At 69.7% G+C, this 16520-nt stretch carries 19 protein-coding genes; 9 read left to right on the top strand and 10 right to left on the bottom strand.

The window, feature by feature from the left end:
* The coding region (locus ACM2XV_RS05335) for a DNA glycosylase AlkZ-like family protein (RefSeq protein ID WP_487026196.1) at positions 1 to 800 on the bottom strand (800 nt) is incomplete at its 3' end.
* A gap of 60 nt (positions 801 to 860) precedes the next feature.
* On the opposite strand from ACM2XV_RS05335, the gene ACM2XV_RS05330 reads away from it, so the two are divergent.
* Positions 861 to 2084 carry an AI-2E family transporter gene (locus tag ACM2XV_RS05330; RefSeq protein WP_344773895.1) on the top strand — a complete coding sequence of 408 codons (1224 nt, stop codon included), beginning with the start codon at positions 861 to 863 and terminating at the stop codon, positions 2082 to 2084.
* Positions 2085 to 2088: 4 nt separating this feature from the next.
* A complete protein-coding gene (gene ilvA, locus ACM2XV_RS05325) occupies positions 2089 to 3351 on the top strand; it encodes a threonine ammonia-lyase (protein ID WP_344773897.1) in 1263 nt (420 codons plus the stop codon).
* Positions 3352 to 3403: 52 nt separating this feature from the next.
* On the opposite strand, the gene greA is transcribed toward ilvA, so the two are convergent.
* Positions 3404 to 3895, bottom strand: coding sequence for a transcription elongation factor GreA (gene greA / locus ACM2XV_RS05320; protein ID WP_344773899.1), 492 nt, complete (start codon positions 3893 to 3895; stop codon positions 3404 to 3406).
* 94 nt (positions 3896 to 3989) lie between these two features.
* Positions 3990 to 4397 (bottom strand): DUF4307 domain-containing protein, encoded by a 408-nt coding sequence (locus tag ACM2XV_RS05315; protein WP_344773901.1) that lies wholly within the window; start codon positions 4395 to 4397, stop codon positions 3990 to 3992.
* A gap of 87 nt (positions 4398 to 4484) precedes the next feature.
* On the opposite strand from ACM2XV_RS05315, the gene mca reads away from it, so the two are divergent.
* Both mca and ACM2XV_RS05305 read left to right on the top strand, forming a co-directional pair.
* Complete coding sequence (gene mca / locus ACM2XV_RS05310) at positions 4485 to 5357, top strand: mycothiol conjugate amidase Mca (RefSeq protein WP_344773903.1); 873 nt, start codon at positions 4485 to 4487, stop codon at positions 5355 to 5357.
* Positions 5354 to 5617 (top strand): hypothetical protein, encoded by a 264-nt coding sequence (locus ACM2XV_RS05305; protein WP_344773905.1) that lies wholly within the window; start codon positions 5354 to 5356, stop codon positions 5615 to 5617. Before mca ends, ACM2XV_RS05305 begins: the two co-directional genes overlap by 4 nt.
* Before the next feature lie 29 nt (positions 5618 to 5646).
* Here the strand turns inward: ACM2XV_RS05305 and trhA are convergent, their stop codons facing one another.
* Positions 5647 to 6357, bottom strand: coding sequence for a PAQR family membrane homeostasis protein TrhA (gene trhA / locus ACM2XV_RS05300; RefSeq protein WP_344773907.1), 711 nt, complete (start codon positions 6355 to 6357; stop codon positions 5647 to 5649).
* 110 nt (positions 6358 to 6467) lie between these two features.
* On the opposite strand from trhA, the gene ACM2XV_RS05295 reads away from it, so the two are divergent.
* Positions 6468 to 7262, top strand: a complete 795-nt coding sequence (locus tag ACM2XV_RS05295) for an isoprenyl transferase (RefSeq protein WP_344773910.1) — start codon at positions 6468 to 6470, stop codon at positions 7260 to 7262.
* Here ACM2XV_RS05295 and ACM2XV_RS05290 read toward each other — a convergent pair.
* On the bottom strand, positions 7259 to 8023 hold the full coding sequence (locus tag ACM2XV_RS05290) for an SDR family NAD(P)-dependent oxidoreductase (RefSeq protein WP_344773912.1): 765 nt from the start codon (positions 8021 to 8023) through the stop codon (positions 7259 to 7261). The genes ACM2XV_RS05295 and ACM2XV_RS05290 overlap by 4 nt on opposite strands.
* A gap of 96 nt (positions 8024 to 8119) precedes the next feature.
* On the opposite strand from ACM2XV_RS05290, the gene ACM2XV_RS05285 reads away from it, so the two are divergent.
* Both ACM2XV_RS05285 and phoH2 read left to right on the top strand, forming a co-directional pair.
* Entirely contained in the window at positions 8120 to 9235 is a 1116-nt protein-coding gene (locus ACM2XV_RS05285; RefSeq protein ID WP_344773914.1) for an aminotransferase class V-fold PLP-dependent enzyme, read from the top strand.
* A gap of 229 nt (positions 9236 to 9464) precedes the next feature.
* Positions 9465 to 10772 (top strand): RNA 5'-3' helicase PhoH2, encoded by a 1308-nt coding sequence (phoH2, locus tag ACM2XV_RS05280; RefSeq protein ID WP_344774300.1) that lies wholly within the window; start codon positions 9465 to 9467, stop codon positions 10770 to 10772.
* Positions 10773 to 10876: 104 nt separating this feature from the next.
* Here phoH2 and ACM2XV_RS05275 read toward each other — a convergent pair whose 3' ends face one another.
* The 5 genes from ACM2XV_RS05275 to xseA are packed head-to-tail and all read right to left on the bottom strand — an operon-like array spanning position 10877 to position 15166.
* Positions 10877 to 12289: a class II fumarate hydratase gene (locus tag ACM2XV_RS05275; protein ID WP_344773916.1), complete on the bottom strand. Its 1413-nt coding sequence runs from the start codon at positions 12287 to 12289 to the stop codon at positions 10877 to 10879.
* 49 nt (positions 12290 to 12338) lie between these two features.
* Positions 12339 to 12980 carry a carbonic anhydrase gene (locus ACM2XV_RS05270; RefSeq protein WP_344773918.1) on the bottom strand — a complete coding sequence of 214 codons (642 nt, stop codon included), beginning with the start codon at positions 12978 to 12980 and terminating at the stop codon, positions 12339 to 12341.
* Positions 12977 to 13633 (bottom strand): DUF4245 domain-containing protein, encoded by a 657-nt coding sequence (locus tag ACM2XV_RS05265; protein ID WP_344773920.1) that lies wholly within the window; start codon positions 13631 to 13633, stop codon positions 12977 to 12979. Before ACM2XV_RS05265 ends, ACM2XV_RS05270 begins: the two co-directional genes overlap by 4 nt.
* Positions 13634 to 13906, bottom strand: coding sequence for an exodeoxyribonuclease VII small subunit (locus tag ACM2XV_RS05260; protein WP_344773922.1), 273 nt, complete (start codon positions 13904 to 13906; stop codon positions 13634 to 13636).
* Between the two features lie 33 nt (positions 13907 to 13939).
* On the bottom strand, positions 13940 to 15166 hold the full coding sequence (xseA, locus tag ACM2XV_RS05255; protein ID WP_344773924.1) for an exodeoxyribonuclease VII large subunit: 1227 nt from the start codon (positions 15164 to 15166) through the stop codon (positions 13940 to 13942).
* A gap of 77 nt (positions 15167 to 15243) precedes the next feature.
* On the opposite strand from xseA, the gene ACM2XV_RS05250 reads away from it, so the two are divergent.
* Both ACM2XV_RS05250 and ACM2XV_RS05245 read left to right on the top strand, forming a co-directional pair.
* A complete protein-coding gene (locus ACM2XV_RS05250; RefSeq protein WP_344774302.1) occupies positions 15244 to 16275 on the top strand; it encodes a 4-hydroxy-3-methylbut-2-enyl diphosphate reductase in 1032 nt (343 codons plus the stop codon).
* Positions 16272 to 16520 (top strand): DUF6264 family protein (locus tag ACM2XV_RS05245; RefSeq protein WP_487026195.1); only part of this gene is annotated, 249 nt, incomplete at its 3' end. The genes ACM2XV_RS05250 and ACM2XV_RS05245, both read left to right, overlap by 4 nt.

Genomic DNA, 16520 nt, shown 5'->3' with positions numbered 1-16520 from the left:
ACCCAGCCCTCGACGTGCACCCGCTCGACGTCACCCGCATCGATCAGCTCGTGCAGCGCCGTCTTCGTCTCGGCGGTGTAGAGACGGTAGTAATCGGCGATGTCTGACAGCGTGCCGACGCCGAGGGCGGTGACGGCACGGCGCACGAGCTCGCGCACGGCGTCGGGCTCGGCCACGGCCGCCCCCAGCACCGAGGTGGGCAGCACGTCGGCCGCGAGCGCGTAGCGCCGTTCGAAGCGCGTGCGCCCGGCTGTCGCGAGCTCGCCCGCGCGGAACATCACCTCGAGCCCCTGCTTGACCTCGGACCAGCCCCACCACGGGCCCTGCCTGACATTCGCGTCGTGCTCGATCTCGCTCGCGGCCAGCGGCCCTTTCGCCGCGAGCTCGGAGCGCAGCCACTCGATCGTCTCGCGGCCGGCGGTGAGCCCCCAGCTCTCTTTCCCGGCGAGGTACTTCTCGCGGTAGCGACGGTGACGGAAGCGGAACAGCGGCCAGTCACGCACGCGCACGAACGCGGCCTCGTGGGCCCACACCTCGGTGTAGCCGGCGTCGGAGGCCGGCGAGCCCGGCCGGAAGGTGAGGCGGTCGAGCAATGACTTGTCGTATGCCCCGAGCCGCGCGAACGCCGGCAGATAGTGCGAGCGCTCGAAGACGTTCACCGAGTCGATCTGCAGCAGGCCGAGCCGCTCGAAAAGCCCGTTCAGCTGGCGTGTTCCCACCCGCTCGGGCGCCGGGCGGCCAAAGCCCTGGGCGGCGAGTGCGACGCGGCGCGCGGCCGCCGCGCTGAGTGTCTGAACCATCGCCTCGACGCTACCGCGAGCCACCGACATCGGACTTCTGAGAGCTCTAGACTCGGCAGCATGACCGCCCCTCGGCCACGCAGCTTCCGGACGGCCGCATTCCGCGCCCGCACCGGAGCCGCCCGCGCGCGTTCGGAGTCCCAGAAGGTCGACGACTCCCTTCCCCGGGGCGTCCTGCTGGCATCCGCCTGGTCATGGCGCCTGCTGCTGATCGGCGCCGCGATCGCCGTGCTGCTGTTCGTCATCGTGCAATTGCGGCTCATCGTCGTGCCGGTGCTGATCGCGATCCTGCTGTCTGCGCTGCTCGTGCCGCTCAAGGACCTGCTCGTGCGGGTACACGTGCCGAAGTGGGTCGCGATCGTCGTCTGCATGGCCGTCACGGTCGCCGTGCTCGGCGGTCTGCTCTATCTCGTCGGGGAGCAGCTGCGCGCGGAATCCGGCACGCTGCGCCACCAGACGATGGCCTCGGTCGAGTCCCTGCGAACGTGGCTGACCGGGCCGCCGTTCAACCTCTCCGACCGGCAGATCGACGACGGCATCCGCCAGATCACGGACGCGGTCCAGACCGACAGCCAGGTGCTCATCAATGGGGCGCTCTCGGTCGGCTCGACGGTGGGGCACTTCGCGACCGGCCTGCTGCTGACGCTGTTCAGCACCCTGTTCATCCTGATCGACGGCGAAGGCATCTGGCGCTGGGTCGTGAGCGTCTTCCCGCGCCGTGCACGGCTCGCGGCAGATGGCGCCGGGCGCGCCGGCTGGCTGACGCTGCGCAGCTTCGTGCGCGTGCAGATCCTCGTGGCATCCATCGATGCGCTGGGCATCGGCCTCGGCGCGTTCTTCCTCGGCCTGCCGCTCGCGGTTCCTGTCGCCGTGCTCGTGTTCCTCGGCTCGTTCATCCCGATCGTCGGCGCGGTCGTCACAGGCACGCTCGCGGTCTTCATCGCGCTGGTCTACAAGGGGTTCTGGTTCGCGCTCATCATGCTCGCCGTCGTGCTGTTCGTGCAGCAGCTCGAGGGGCACGTGCTGCAGCCGCTCATCATGGGCACCGCGGTCAAGGTCCACCCCCTCGCGGTCGTGCTGGTGGTCGCTGCGGGCGCGCTGCTCGCGGGAGTGACCGGGGCGCTGTTCGCGGTGCCCTTCGCCGCCGTGCTCAACGTGATGATCGGCTACATCTCGCTGCAGTCGTGGAAGACGGCGCCGCCGCCCCGGTGGCAGAGCTCGCGGACCGCCCTCTGGCAGGTGGTGCCCCGCGAGCGGGTGCGAAGGGCCGGAAACATAGACTGACGCAATGAGTTCCGCGCCCGAATCAGCCGCCACCGTCTATCTCGGCCCGACCCTCGCCGAGATCGAGCAGGCCCGCGAGGTGGTCGCGCGCGTGATTCAGCCGACCCCCATGGAGCACAGCCGCGCTCTCGAGGAACTGCTCGGTGTGCCCGTGTGGCTCAAGGCCGAGAACCTGCAGCGCACCGGCTCGTACAAGATCCGCGGTGCATACAACCGACTCAGCCGCCTCTCCGACGAGGAGAAGGCGCGCGGTGTGGTCGCGGCGTCGGCGGGGAACCACGCGCAGGGCGTCGCGATGGCCGCCCAGCGCCTCGGCATCAGCGCCACCATCTTCATGCCGGTCGGCGTCGCCCTGCCGAAGCTGCAGGCGACCCGCGCATACGGCGCGCAGGCCGTGCTCGAGGGCACCACCTTCAACGAGACCCTCGCCGCCGCGCAGGCGTTCACCGCGCGCACGGGCGCCGTGTTCATCCCGCCCTACGATCACGAGGACGTCATCACGGGGCAGGCCACGCTCGGCCTCGAGATCCTCGAGCAGGTGCCCGACGTCGAGACGATCCTCGTGCCGATCGGCGGCGGCGGCCTCATCTCGGGCGTTGCCCGGGCGGCGAAGCTCACGGCCGAGTCGCAGGGCCGCAGCATCCGCATCGTCGGCGTCCAGGCCGAGAACGCCGCCAGCTACCCCGCCTCGCTCGCCGCGGGCGAGAAGGTGTCGATCGCGATCGAGCCGACCATCGCCGACGGCATCGCCGTCGGCCGCCCCGGCAACCTCAACTTCCCGATCGTCCAGGCCTACGTCGACGAGGTCGTCACCGTCGGCGAGGACGATCTCGCCCGCGCGATCCTCGTGCTGCTCGAGCGGGCCAAGCTCGTCGTCGAACCCGCGGGCGCCGCGGGTGTCGCCGCCATTCTCGCGGGGAAGGTGGCCGCGACCGGCCCCACCGTCGCGGTGCTCTCCGGCGGGAACATCGACCCGCTGCTCATGCAGCGCGTCATCGCGCACGGCCTCGAGGCATCCGCCCGCTATCTCACCGTGCGCATCATGCTGCCCGACCGCCCCGGTCAGCTCGCGACGATCTCGCAGCTGCTCGCCGAAGTCAGCGCGAACGTCATCGAGGTGCTGCACACGCGGCACCACAACGGCCTGCAGATCAGCCAGGTCGCGCTCGAGATCTCCGTCGAGACGCGCGGCCCCGAGCATCGCGCGCAGGTGCTGCAGCACCTGCGCGAGGCGGGCTACGAGCCGCTCGTCGAGCAGGCGGAATAGCGGATACGAGAAAGGCCCCGTCGTGCGACGGGGCCTTTGGCTCGCGGATGCCTTACTGGCCGCTCCACGTCTGAACGTCGGTGATCTCGACCGAGATCTCCTTGCCGTTCGGCGCGGTGTAGCTCGTCTTGTCGCCGATCTTAAGGCCGAGGATCGCGGAGCCGATAGGGCTCTGCTCGCTGTACACCGAGTACTCGCTGTCTTTGGCGATCTCGCGGTTGCCGACGACGAACGTGTCCTCTGCGCCGGCGATGACCGCCGTGACGAGGGTGCCCGGTTCGACGACTCCGTTGCTCTCGGGGGCGACGCCCACCTTGGAGTGCGCAAGCAGGTTCTTCAGGGTCACGATGCGCGCTTCCTGCACGCCCTGCTGGTCCTTGGCGGCGTGGTAGCCGCCGTTCTCCTTGAGGTCGCCCTCTTCGCGCGCCGCCTCGATGCGCTTGGCGATCTCGGCGCGGCCGGTCGTCTCCAGGTAGGTGAGCTCGTCGTTCAGCCGGTCGTACGCCTCCTGCGTGAGGAAGGTGACCGTGGTCTCCTGGGACATGGTTGCTCCTTGCTTCGACGGCGGTCGGAAGGGCCGTCTCGTTCGGGATAAGGTCACGCCCCGACGGTGTTCGTCGAGGCGTTGAAGAGCAATCTTACGTCAACCAGCACTTATCGAGCGAGCCTGAGACGGCGGGTTCGTACGTGATCAGGCTTTTTGTGACGACCTGGTGGGTCTCGGCCGTCGGCTTGAGATGAACAACGTCGTAGCCGACGACGGTGAAGTCGATGTTCTGCGCCTCGACAGCGCACGAGACCGCGGTGTTCGGCGGCGCGTCGACGGCGAAGCTCACGGTGATGTGCTGACCGTCGATGGGGTCGTTCGCGGTGTCGGTGTACTGCAGTGACGACGCGCTCGAGCCGAGCCCCGAGCCCCAGACCGCCCACGCGATCATGACGACGGCGATGAACGCACCGAGGCCGATCAGGAGCCAGCGGGTCGTGCGGCGGCGCTGCGCGGTGTTGCCGTAGCGGCCCGCAAGGGCTTCGCCGTCAGCTGGCATGTCGGTCCTTCCAAGTAGTCTGGTCAAGGTTACGGCGCATTCCTGAGCCGGAAGCTGAGTCCCCGTTCACGACCCGAGAGGCGGCGTGTGGCCAAGCGGTTGATGGCGGTTCACGCCCACCCCGACGACGAGTCCAGCAAGGGCGCGGCGAGCTACGCGCGCTACCTCGCCGAGGGGGCCGAGGTGATGGTCGTCACCTGCACGGGCGGCCAGCGCGGCAGCATCCTCAATCCCGCCGTCGACGGCATCCCGCTCGCGCACCGCGACCTCGCCGGTCTGCGCCGGCTCGAGATGGCGGCGGCGCGCGAGATCATCGGCTTCGAGCACCGGTGGCTCGGCTACTACGACTCCGGCCTGCCCGACGAGGGTGAGCCGGTGCCGCCGCTGTCGTTCGCGACGATCCCGCTCGAGATCTCGGCCGAGCCGCTCGTGCGCCTGATCCGCGAGTTCCGGCCGCACGTGCTCGTGAGCTACGACGAGAACGGCGGCTACCCGCACCCCGACCACATCCGCAGCCACGACGTCGCCGCTTACGCACGCGAGGCCGCGGCCGACGCCGCGCGCTACCCCGCGGCGGGGAACGCGTGGCAGATCCCGAAGTACTACTACGACCGGCTGTTCAGCTCGCAGAAGACGCGCGCCGTCTACGACGAGCTCGTGGCGCGCCACCCCGACTCGCCGCTCATCGCCGAGTTCGAGAACATGAAGCGCTGGCTCACCGAGTCGCCGTACCTCGCGACCACCCGCGTCGACGTGGCCGACTATCTCGACGCCAAGGATGCTGCGCTACGGTCGCACGCGAGCCAGGTGGCGCCCGACAGCCCGTTCTTCTTCTGGCCCAATGACGTCGTGCGGGCCGCGTGGCCCACCGACGACTATCAGCTCATCGATTCGAAAGTTCCCGCAGTGACCCCTGAGACCGATCTGTTCGCCGGCATTCCGGAAGAGGCGCTCGCGTGAGCGCGGCGACCGCTCTGGTCGGGCTCGCGGCGGCGGCCCCCACTCCATCGCCGACCCCCAGCATTCCGGCGGCCGACGTCACGACACCCGGCGTCTGGGGCTTCGTCGCGTTCTTCGGCGTCGCGATCGTGGTGCTGCTGCTCGTCATCGACATGACCCGCCGCGTCCGCCGCGTGCGCTACCGGGCCGAAGTCAACGAGAAGCTCGACGCCGAGCAGCGCGCGCAGGCCGAGGGCGACGGCTCCTCCGAGCGGCCGTAGCGCTCAGGCATCCGCTCGCGGCATCACCGCTACGCGTTGAACGGCGGGTGCAGCGCCAGCACGAGCATCGCCGCCCAGTGGCAGGCGAACGACGCCGCCGTGAAGGCGTGGAAGATCTCGTGAAAGCCGAAGTGCCTGGCGGCGCGACCGGGCCACTTCGTGCCGTAGACGATGGCGCCCAACGTGTAGAACAGGCCGCCGACACCGATCAGGATGCCCGCGGCGACGGCGCCCGTCGAGGTGAAGGGGTCGAACCCCGAGAGCGCGCACACGGCGACCCCGGCCCAGCCGAGCACGAGATAGAGCGGCACATAGAGCCAGCGCGGCGCCGTGATCCAGAACACTCGGAAGAAAACGCCGGCGATGGCGCCGGCCCACACGACCGAGAGCACGAGAACGCCCTCCCACACGAGGGGGAGCATCGTGAGCGCGACCGGCGTGTAGGTGCCGGCGATCAGCAGGAAGATGTTCGCGTGGTCGACGCGCTTGAGCGCGAGCTTCGCGCGCGGGGCCCAGTTGAAGCGGTGGTAGAGCGCCGAGTTCCCGAACAGCAGGATCGAGGTGGCCATGAAGATCGCAGCGCCCGTCTTCGCGGCGGCGCCGTGGCCCAGGCAGATGAGCACGATGCCGGCGGCGATGGTGAGCGGCGTGGTCGCCGCGTGGATCCAGCCGCGCCAGCTGGGCTTGAGCTCGACCTCGAGCGTGCCAGGTGTGCGGGGGAACGGCGCGGCGATCGACATCTCTCGAGCGTAGGCGCGGGCCGGATGCCACGGCCAGGGCGCTGTGCGGATCCCCAGGCACATCGCAGAGCGGTCGCGGGCGGCTTGTCGAACTTCGGTAAGTTGTGCCTGTGAGCGATCGACGGCCCGCCCCGGGCAGAGGGGTGCTGTACGGGCTCTACCAGCGCCGGCTGCGTCGCGACCTCGCGGCGGCGGGGCCCGAGTCGCTGCCGCACCACGTCGCGATGATCATCGACGGCAATCGGCGCTGGGCCAGGCAGGTCGGCTACACGACCGTCGAGCACGGCCACCGCGCCGGCGCCGCGAAGATGATCGAGTTCCTCGAGTGGTGCGACGAGCTGGGCATCCGGGTCGTCACGCTCTATCTGCTCTCGGCCGACAACCTCACCAACCGCGGCTCCGACGAGCTCGACGCGCTCATGAAGATCATCGCCGAGCTGGCCCTCGACCTCTCGCGGCACCGGGACTGGCGCGTGCAGCACGTCGGCTCGACCGTCGGGCTGCCCGGGCCGCTGGCCGAGGCGCTGCGCACCGCCGAGCAGGCGAGCCGCGATGCGGGGGGCCTGCACGTGAACCTCGCCGTCGGCTACGGCGGCCGCACCGAGATCACCGACGCGATGCGCTCGATCGTCGCCGAGCACCACGCCGCCGGCCGGTCGCTCGAGGACCTCGCCGAGACGCTGACGCCCGAGCTGATCGGCGAGCACCTGTACACGGGCGGTCAGCCCGACCCCGACCTCGTGATCCGCACCTCGGGCGAGCAGCGCCTCTCGGACTTCATGCTGTGGCAGAGCGCCCACAGCGAGTTCTACTTCGTCGAGGCCCTCGGCCCCGACCTGCGCGAGGTCGACTTCCTGCGCGCCCTGCGCGACTTCACGCGCCGCCAGCGCCGCTTCGGCGGCTAGATGTCCGTGTAGCCGCCGTCGACGACGTGCTGCGTGCCGTTGATGAAGCTCGCCTTGTCGGAGAGCAGGAACAGCACGACGTTCGCGACCTCGTCAGCGGTGCCGAGGCGACCGGCCGGGTGCTTCGAGATCAGCACCTGCTTGTAGTCGGTGGGAAGGGCGGAGAGCAGCGGCGTGTCGATGTAGCCCGGGTGGACCGAGTTGATGCGGATGCCCTGCGAGGCATACGTCGCCCCGGCGGCCTTCGTCATGCCGGTGACCCCGTGCTTCGCGGTCGTGTACGGCGCGGCGGTCGGCTCGGCCACGAGGCCGAGGATCGACGACATGTTCACGATCGCGCCGCCGCCCGCCTTCACGATCTCGGGGATCTCGTAGCGCAGGCCGTAGTAGACCGAGTGCAGGTTGACGCCCATGAGCTGGTGGTAGGCGGCGAATCCGTCGGAGTCGTCGTAGTCGGCGAGTGCCCCCTGCGGGCCGCCGATGCCGGCGTTGTTCACCGCGAGGTGCAGGGCGCCGAAGCGCTCGACCGCGAGGTCGACCGCCGCCTTGACCACCGCAGGGTCAGAGACGTCGCCGGCGAAGGCGACCGCGGAGCCGCCCGCAGCGACGAGCTCATCGGCGACGGCCTGCGCCGCCTCGAGCTTCAGGTCGGCCACCACCACGTTGGCGCCTTCGGCCGCGAGCTGCTCGGCGACCGCCTTGCCGATTCCCGAGGCCGCGCCGGTAACGAGCGCGGTCTTGCCTGCGAAGTAGTCGTACATAGGCATCCCTTTGATAAATACAACACAGATTCTAGCAGCTGTCACCTCGATTGGGCTAGACCCGCAGGTTCCGTCAGAATTGCTCAGGAGGTTCATGTGACGACGTTGGACGAGTTCCGGGCCGGATTCCTGGAAGAACCGGGCTATCTCGACTACGGGGGCGTCGGGCCGATCTCGAGGACCGTGCAGCAGGAGCTGTACGCGCACGCCGATCTGTTCGCGCGTGCCCGGTTCGGGTCGCTCGCGCAGCTCGGCCACGAGGACGAGCGCGTGCGGGCCGCGGCATCCGCCCTCACCGGGTTCCCGGCCGATCAGATCGTCTTCCAGCCGTCGACCACGCAGGGGCTGATGCACGCGATCTTCGGCATCACGGGCGACGTCATGGTCTCGCCGGGCGAGTTCCCCAGCCTGCCCGTCGCGGTGCAGCGCGCCGCCGAGGCGCTGCATGTCGTGAACCCCGTCTGGCTCGAGACCGACCACGGGAAGGTCACGCCGTCCGGGATCCGCGAGCAGCTGACCGACTCCGTGACCGCGGTCGCCGTCTCGCTCGTCGACTCGCGCACCGGCTACGTCGCCGATCTCGACGGCATCCGCCAGGTCATCGGCGACCGCCTGCTGATCGTCGACGCGATTCAGGGCTTCGGCGTCGTCGACGCGCCCTACGAGGTCGCCGACGTGGTCTCGACGGGCGGCCAGAAATGGGTGCGCGCGGGCTGGGGCACCGGATTCCTCGCCCTGTCTGAGCGCGCCATCGAGCACATCACCCCCGTGTTCACCGGCTGGACGGGAACCGACCTCGTCGAGCCGTGGGACGCGGTGCCGCCCTACTCGCACTCGGCCAAGGCCTTCACCGTGAGCAACCCCGACCGCGTGGCACAGGCATGCCTCGCCTCTGCGCTCGAGGAGATCGCGGCCGTGGGCGTCGCCGAGATCTCGGCAGCGGTGGCCGACAGCGCGGCGCGCGTCATCGACCTCGCCGACGAATACGGCATCGAGGTCGCCTCATCGCGCGCCGACAACGAGCGCGCGGGCATCGTCGTGCTCGAGCCGGAGCCCGAGTCGCTCACGAAGCTCACGGCCAGCCTGCACAACCACGGCGTCACCGCGAAGTCGCGCGGCGGCTCGGTGCGGCTCTCGGCGCACGCGGGCACCACCGAGGAGACGCTCGCCATGCTGCGCGCGGCGCTCACCTCGTACGCCAGCGCCTACTGACAGCCGGTTAACGAGCTTGTTACCCGTGTGACGCGTGTCGGGGGTAGCGGATCGAATTACAGCGACGTAACTTGTCACCCATCGGGCACGGCGCCCGGTCGAGGTGGCCACATAAGTTCACTTCGAGACCAAGCGGCCACTTCGCTTCAAGTGAACCGCGCGCGGGCGTGGCCCGCGCCGGACGGGAGTGGTTGTGGCTTCAGTTTCGACCAAGCAGCCGGGCACGATCGTGAAGGGGGAATCGCCGAGCGAGACACGACAGACCGAGAGGACCTTCGTCCTCGACACCTCTGTTCTGCTGTCCGATCCGCGTGCGATCTTCCGCTTCGCCGAACACTCGGTGGTCATCCCCGTCGTGGTCATCGGCGAGCTCGAGGGCAAGCGGAACGACCCCGAGATCGGCTATTTCGCGCGTCAGGCGCTGCGGCATCTCGACGATCTGCGCGTGCAGAACGGCCGACTCGACTTCCCGGTGCCCGTCGGCGACGGCGGCAGCCTGCGCGTCGAGCTCAACCACTCGAACATGACGGTGCTGCCGTCGGGCATGCAGCTCGGCGACAACGACGCCCGTATCCTCGCGGTCGCGATGAACCTGTCGAACGACGGTCTCGATGTGACGGTGGTCTCGAAAGACCTGCCGATGCGCGTCAAGGCGTCGTCGATCGGCCTGCTGGCCGAGGAGTACCGGGCGGAGCTCGCCGTCGACTCGGGCTACACGGGGCTCTCAGACATCGACCTGTCCGCCGCGCAGATGGCGTCGCTGTACGAGCACGAGGAGCTTGAGACGGATGCCGCGGCCGGCCTGCCCGTCAACACGAGTCTCATCATCCATTCCGACCGGGGGTCGGCGCTGGGGCGGGTCACTGGGGAAGGTGCCATCCGCCTCGTTCGCGGCGACCGGGACGTCTTCGGCCTGCACGGCCGCTCGGCCGAGCAGCGGCTCGCGATCGACATGCTCCTCGACCCCGAGATCGGCATCGTCTCGCTCGGCGGGCGCGCGGGAACGGGCAAGTCCGCGCTCGCGCTGTGCGCGGGTCTCGAGGCCGTGCTCGAGCGGCAGCAGCACAAGAAGATCATGGTGTTCCGACCGCTGTTCGCGGTCGGCGGCCAGGAGCTCGGCTACCTGCCCGGCGATCAGCAGGAGAAGATGAACCCGTGGGGGCAGGCGGTGTTCGACACTCTGGGGGCCCTCGTCTCCGACAATGTGCTCGAGGAGGTCGTCGACCGCGGCATCCTCGAGGTGCTGCCGCTCACGCACATCCGGGGCCGCTCGCTGCACGACGCGTTCGTGATCGTCGACGAGGCGCAGTCGCTCGAGCGCAACGTGCTGCTCACGGTGCTCTCGCGCGTCGGCCAGAACTCGCGCGTGGTGCTCACCCACGACGTCGCCCAGCGCGACAACCTGCGCGTGGGGCGGCACGACGGCGTCGCCTCGGTCATCGAGTCGCTGAAGGGGCAGGAGCTGTTCGGCCACATCACACTGACCCGCTCCGAGCGCTCGGCGATCGCCGCGCTCGTCACGGAGATGCTCGAGTAGCGGCGGCTGCTCGCACCTGCGCCGAGGGCCTCGGGGAGTACCCCGGGGCCCTCGTGCTGTGCGGCGGCGGCGCGGTCGCCGCCGCCGGACGAGATCCGCGTGTGCTACGGGTGCGTCATCGAGAGCACGTCGAGCTTCTCGTCGAGCTGCGCCTCGGTGATCTCACCGCGCTCGACGTAGCCGAGCTTGATGACCGCCTCGCGGATCGTGAGGCCCTCGGCGACCGAGTACTTGGCGATCTTCGCCGCGGCCTCGTAGCCGATGAGCTTGTTGAGCGGGGTGACGATCGACGGGGACGCCTCGGCGAGGAAGCGGCTGCGCTCGAGGTCGGCCTCGAGACCGCGCACGGTCTTGTCGGCGAGCACGCGTGTGACGTTCGACAGCAGGCGGATCGACTCGAGGAGCGCAGAGCCCATGACGGGGATCGCCACGTTGAGCTCGAATGCGCCGGAGGCGCCGCTCCAGGCGATCGTGGCGTCGTTCCCGATCACGCGAGAGGCGACCATCAGCGTCGCCTCGGGGATCACCGGGTTGACCTTGCCCGGCATGATCGACGAGCCCGGCTGCAGGTCGGGGATGTGCAGCTCGCCGAGGCCGGTGTTCGGCCCGGACCCCATCCACCGCAGGTCGTTCGAGATCTTGGTCAGCGAGACGGCGATCGTGCGCAGCGCCCCCGACGCCTCGACGAGCGCGTCGCGGTTGGCCTGCGCCTCGAAGTGATTCCGGGCCTCGGTGATTGGCAGCTCGGTGTCATCGACGATGAGCTGGATGACCTTCTGCGGAAAGCCGAGCGGCGTGTTGATGCCGGTGCCCACGGCGGTTCCGCCGAGGGGCACCTCGGCCACGCGGGGGAGCGCGGCGTTCACGCGCTCGATGCCGTAGCGCAGCTGCGCGGCGTAGCCGCCGAACTCCTGCCCGAGCGTGACCGGCGTGGCATCCATCAGATGCGTGCGGCCGGCCTTCACGGCGTCCTTCCACTGCTCGGCCTTCTCTTCGAAGGCGACCGCGAGGTGGTCGAGCGCCGGGATGAGCTGGTCGATCAGGGCGCTCGTGACCGCGATGTGCACCGACGTCGGGAACACGTCGTTCGACGACTGCGACGCGTTGACGTGGTCGTTCGGGTGCACCGGGCTGCCGAGACGGCGCGACGCCAGCGTGGCCAGCACCTCGTTCATGTTCATGTTCGACGAGGTGCCGGAGCCGGTCTGGTAGACGTCGATCGGGAACTCGCCGTCGTACGCGCCGGAGATGACCTCGTCGGCGGCCCAGGCGATCGCGTCGGCGATCGCGCCGTCGAGCGTGCCGAGCTCCTTGTTGGCGAGGGCCGCGGCCTTCTTGATGCGGGCGAGCGCGGCGATCTGCGCCGACTCGAGGGTGCGGCCGCTGATCGGGAAGTTCTCGACCGCGCGCTGCGTCTGCGCGGCGTAGAGGGCGTCGCGGGGGACCCGCACCTCGCCCATGGTGTCGTGTTCGATGCGGTAGTCGACATCGGATTCGGTCGTCACTTCGGTGTGCACTCCCTCTGGATTGATGGGTCTCGAATTGCGTTGCGGGCGGCGCCCGCGTTCAGGACGGCAGGCCGATCAGCACATCGGGCACCGCGGTGCCCTCGTGCAGGCGGTAGTTCGCCCCGACGATGCCGACCGAGCCGTCGACCACCTTGCGGCTGATCAGCTCGCTGCCGGTGAGCAGGTCGGTGATCGTGTCGCGCAGGTGCTCGCGGCCGACCTCGCCTGCGTCGATCGCCGTGGTGTCGAGCGGCTCGTCACGGCGTGCGCGGGCGACGCGGCGCACGGCGGGGACGATCGGGCTGATCAGCTTCTCGATCTTGGGCGTCAGGCTCGGGGCATCCGACGCCTGCGAGTCGATCGCAGCGCGCACGGCGCCGCACGCATCGTGGCCGAGCACGAGGATGAGCGGCACTCCGAGCACGCCGACCGCGTATTCGAGCGAGCCGATGGCCGAATCGGATGCCACCTGCCCGGCGTTGCGGATGACGAAGGCGTCGCCGAGCCCGAGGTCGAAAATGATCTCGGCGGCGAGACGCGAGTCGCTGCAGCCGAAGATCGCGTAGCGCGGGTGCTGGCCCTCGGCGAGGTCGACGCGCCGCTCGACGTTCTGGTTGGGGTGGTTGGGCGTTCCCGCGACGAAGCGGCGGTTGCCTTCTTGCAGGCTCTGCCAAGCTTCTGCCGGAGTGGGTGCGCTCATCGGTTCGTGCTCCCGTCGAGTTGTGGCGCGAGTGCGCGCGCGACCGTGTCGAAGTACGTGGGGGCCGCCGTGCCAGCGAGCACCACTGTGCTCGAGCCGTGCGTCGTGACGAGGCCGTAGGTCACGTTGTCGCTGCTGGACTGACCCGAGCGATTGTCGTAGACGACCCACTTCACGCCGTCGATCGTCTTCGAGCCGGTGGCGCGGATGCTGTCGAGTTCGGTCACAGCCCAGGTGTCGTCGGCCTTGAAGCCCTGGTCGAGCCCGATGTACTGCTTGTCGGGCGCGATGAAGCCGATGTGCCAGTCGTCGATTCCGGCCGCCCCGCCGGTGCGCAGCTCGGCCGCGTTGGCGCTCCAGCCCTTCGGAAGGTCGGGAGAGAGCAGGGGATCGGGCTCGGTGCCCGTGCCCTGCGAGGCGACCGACTTCCAGTCGACGGGTTTTCCGACCGTGCCCGGGTTGCCGCGGGGCACCATCAGCACGATGACGAGCACAATGCCGAGCGTCGCGAGCAGTGAGTAGACCAGGTTGTTGACCGTCTGTCGCTGGCGGTGGAGCCGGCTCGACTCCGCCTTCCGCGCCGCGGTCTCAGCGGGAGTCTCGGGGCGCCCGAGCTCGGCGACGACGCGACCTGCAGGTCTGTTGTCACTCATCTAGAACTCGTCGCCACCCGTCTGCGCGATCGGCTGCTGCGTTTGGCCCTGCTGCCCGAGGCGGGCGGCGTCGAGGCGCGCCTTCGCGCCGATCAGCCACTCCTCGCAGCGTCGGGCGAGCGCCTCGCCCCGCTCCCACAGCTGCAGCGACTGCTCGAGGCTGGCGTTCCCCTGCTCGAGCTCGCTGACGACCTTCACGAGCTCGTCGCGCGCCTGCTCGTACGACAGCGCGGCGACATCGCTCGGGGTTTCCGGGGTTGGCACGGCGTTCATTCTAGGTGGCTCCTCTGTGCGGTCGGCTGGGCGTCAGTCGGATGCGAGCCGGTCGCGCCCGCCGGTCGAAACCGCATCGAGCGCGCCGTCGGCGAGTGTGATCACGAGGGGGGTGCCGTCCGGTGCGGCATCCGCGCTCTTCACGACGTGGCCGCCCGCCTGCACGATCGCGTAACCGCGATCGAGCGTCGATTGCGGCGACAGCGTGCGCAGGCGCGCGGCCAGCTCGCGAACGGATGTCTCGGCCCGTTCGACCGTGCGGGCGGCGAGCTCGGCGCCCCGCGCCACATAGCGGGTGATCTCTTCGGCGCGGGTGTCGACGATCCAGCTGGTGGTCGCGAGGGCGGGGCGGCTGCGCAGCTGCGCGACCCGGTCGATCTCGATGCTGATCTGGTGGGTGATGCGCTGCTGCATGCGGGTGCGCGCCTGCTGCACCCGCACGAGCTCTTCCGCGACGTCGGGCACGACGCGCTTCGCGGCATCGGTCGGCGTCGAGGCGCGCAGGTCGGCCACGTCGTCGAGCAGCGGGCGGTCGTTCTCATGGCCGATCGCCGAGACGAGCGGGGTGCGCGTCGCCGCGGCGGTGCGCACGAGGGTCTCGTCGCTGAACGGCAGCAGGTTCTGGAAGTCGCCGCCGCCGCGGGCGACGATGATCACGTCGACCTCGGGGTCGTCGTCGAGCCGCTTGATCGCGGCCGTGACCTCAGCGGCGGAGCGGTCGCCCTGCACGGCGGCGTAGACGGTGCGGAACTGCACAGCAGGCCAGCGCAACAGCGCGTTCTTCTTGACATCCTTCTCGGCGTCGGAGTCCTTGCCGGTGACGAGGCCGATGAGATGGGGCAGGAAGGGCAGGGGCTTCTTGCGGCTCTGCTCGAACAGGCCCTCTGAGGCGAGCTGGCGGCGCAGCCGCTCGAGCCGCTCGAGCAGATCGCCGAGGCCGACGTGGCGCAGGTCGTACACCTGCATCGAGAGCGTGCCGCCCTTGACCCAGTAGTCGGGCTTGACCGCTGCGATCACGCGGTCGCCCTGCTTGAAGTCCTTGTCGAGGCGCGAGGCGACCGACGACCACACGTTGATGCTGACCGTGACGTCGAGCTCGAGGTCTTTGAGCTTGCCGTAGACGTTGCTGCCGCGCACGTTCCATTGCGTGAGCTCGCCCTCGACCCAGGCGGTGCCGAGCCGGTCGACGTACTCCTTGATCTTCGTCGCGAGCAGTGCGACGGGCCAGGGCGACTCGAGCGTCGGCGGAGCGTCTGCCATGAACGACCTCTTCCCAGGTTGAGTGCACGCACCGACCTAAACTGAACGGCGTGAGCGACTCTTCGATCAGCCTCGGCATGCCCCGCGTCGCGGGCGCCGTCGGGCGGCTCAAGGATATCCCCGTGCTCGGACACAAGCGGGTCCTGCTGGCCTCCCCGCGTGGTTATTGTGCAGGAGTCGACCGGGCAGTCGTTGCTGTGGAGAAAGCACTCGAGCGCTACGGCGCCCCGGTCTACGTGCGCAAGCAGATCGTTCACAACAAGCACGTCGTCTCCACCCTCGAGCAGCAGGGCGCCGTCTTCGTCGATGAGGTCGACCAGGTGCCTGAGGGCGCGCACGTCGTCTTCAGCGCCCACGGTGTCGCGCCCGCCGTCGTGCAGGCGGCATCCGACCGCGGGCTGCGCGCGATCGACGCGACCTGCCCGCTCGTGACGAAGGTGCACCGCGAGGCTGTGCGCTTCGCGCGCGACGACTTCGAGATCCTGCTTATCGGCCACACCGGGCACGAGGAGGTCGAGGGCACCGCGGGCGAGGCGCCCGACAACGTGACCGTCGTGAACAGCCCGGACGAGGCCGACAGCGTCGTCGTCCGCGACCCCGAGAAGGTCGTCTGGCTGTCTCAGACGACCCTGTCGGTCGACGAGACGATGGAGACGGTGCGGCGGCTGCGCGAGCGCTTCCCCGCCCTGCAGGACCCGCCCAGCGACGACATCTGCTACGCCACCCAGAACCGCCAGGTCGCGATCAAGAAGGTCGCGCAGGAGGCCGACGTCGTGATCGTCGTGGGCTCCGCGAACTCGTCCAACTCCGTGCGCCTCGTCGAGGTCGCGCTCGAGAACGGCGCGAAGGCGGCCTATCGCGTCGACTACGCGAGCGAGGTCCGGCAGGAGTGGCTGGACGGCGCGGCCACCGTAGGGGTGACCAGCGGGGCATCCGTGCCCGAGGTCCTCGTGCAGGAGGTCCTCGCCGACCTCGCCGGCGCGGGCTACGCCGACGTGCAGACGGTGCAGACCGCCGAAGAGGACCTGATGTTCTCGCTGCCGCGCGAGCTGCGCACCGACACCGCCGGCAATCGCGACGCCCGCGCGCTGGGCGGTCGCAGCCGATGACCGACTCCGACGCACCGCGCCGCGACCGCCCGCAGTACGGCGAGTACGCCACGCCCGAGGAGCAGCGCGCCGCGATCAAGCAGCCGGCCGAGTGGCAGCTCGAAGGGCTCGAAGCCCAGGGGCAGCCGGCGCCGCAGGCGCAGACCCCGCAGCATCCCGTGCCCGGGGCGTATCGCCCCGATGGCCGGCAGCACGGCCCGGCACAGGGCCCCGGCGCCCCCGCACCCGGCCAGATCGGAAAGCAC

It is taken from the genome of Gryllotalpicola sp. CP2-P1 (genome assembly GCF_057512245.1).
Note: the sequence above shows the minus strand (reverse complement) of the source record. Positions and strands in the feature narration are given on the sequence as shown.

Bases quoted from the DNA above. Each gene is read 5' to 3' on its own strand.
- ACM2XV_RS05330 (WP_344773895.1), top strand. From the start codon at position 861: ATGACCGCCCCTCGGCCACGCAGCTTCCGGACGGCCGCATTCCGCGCC.
- ilvA (WP_344773897.1), top strand. From the start codon at position 2,089: ATGAGTTCCGCGCCCGAATCAGCCGCCACCGTCTATCTCGGCCCGACC.
- greA (WP_344773899.1), bottom strand. From the start codon at position 3,895: ATGTCCCAGGAGACCACGGTCACCTTCCTCACGCAGGAGGCGTACGAC.
- ACM2XV_RS05315 (WP_344773901.1), bottom strand. From the start codon at position 4,397: ATGCCAGCTGACGGCGAAGCCCTTGCGGGCCGCTACGGCAACACCGCG.
- trhA (WP_344773907.1), bottom strand. From the start codon at position 6,357: ATGTCGATCGCCGCGCCGTTCCCCCGCACACCTGGCACGCTCGAGGTC.
- ACM2XV_RS05290 (WP_344773912.1), bottom strand. From the start codon at position 8,023: ATGTACGACTACTTCGCAGGCAAGACCGCGCTCGTTACCGGCGCGGCC.
- ACM2XV_RS05270 (WP_344773918.1), bottom strand. From the start codon at position 12,980: ATGAGCGCACCCACTCCGGCAGAAGCTTGGCAGAGCCTGCAAGAAGGC.
- ACM2XV_RS05265 (WP_344773920.1), bottom strand. From the start codon at position 13,633: ATGAGTGACAACAGACCTGCAGGTCGCGTCGTCGCCGAGCTCGGGCGC.
- ACM2XV_RS05260 (WP_344773922.1), bottom strand. From the start codon at position 13,906: ATGAACGCCGTGCCAACCCCGGAAACCCCGAGCGATGTCGCCGCGCTG.
- xseA (WP_344773924.1), bottom strand. From the start codon at position 15,166: ATGGCAGACGCTCCGCCGACGCTCGAGTCGCCCTGGCCCGTCGCACTG.
- ACM2XV_RS05250 (WP_344774302.1), top strand. From the start codon at position 15,244: ATGCCCCGCGTCGCGGGCGCCGTCGGGCGGCTCAAGGATATCCCCGTG.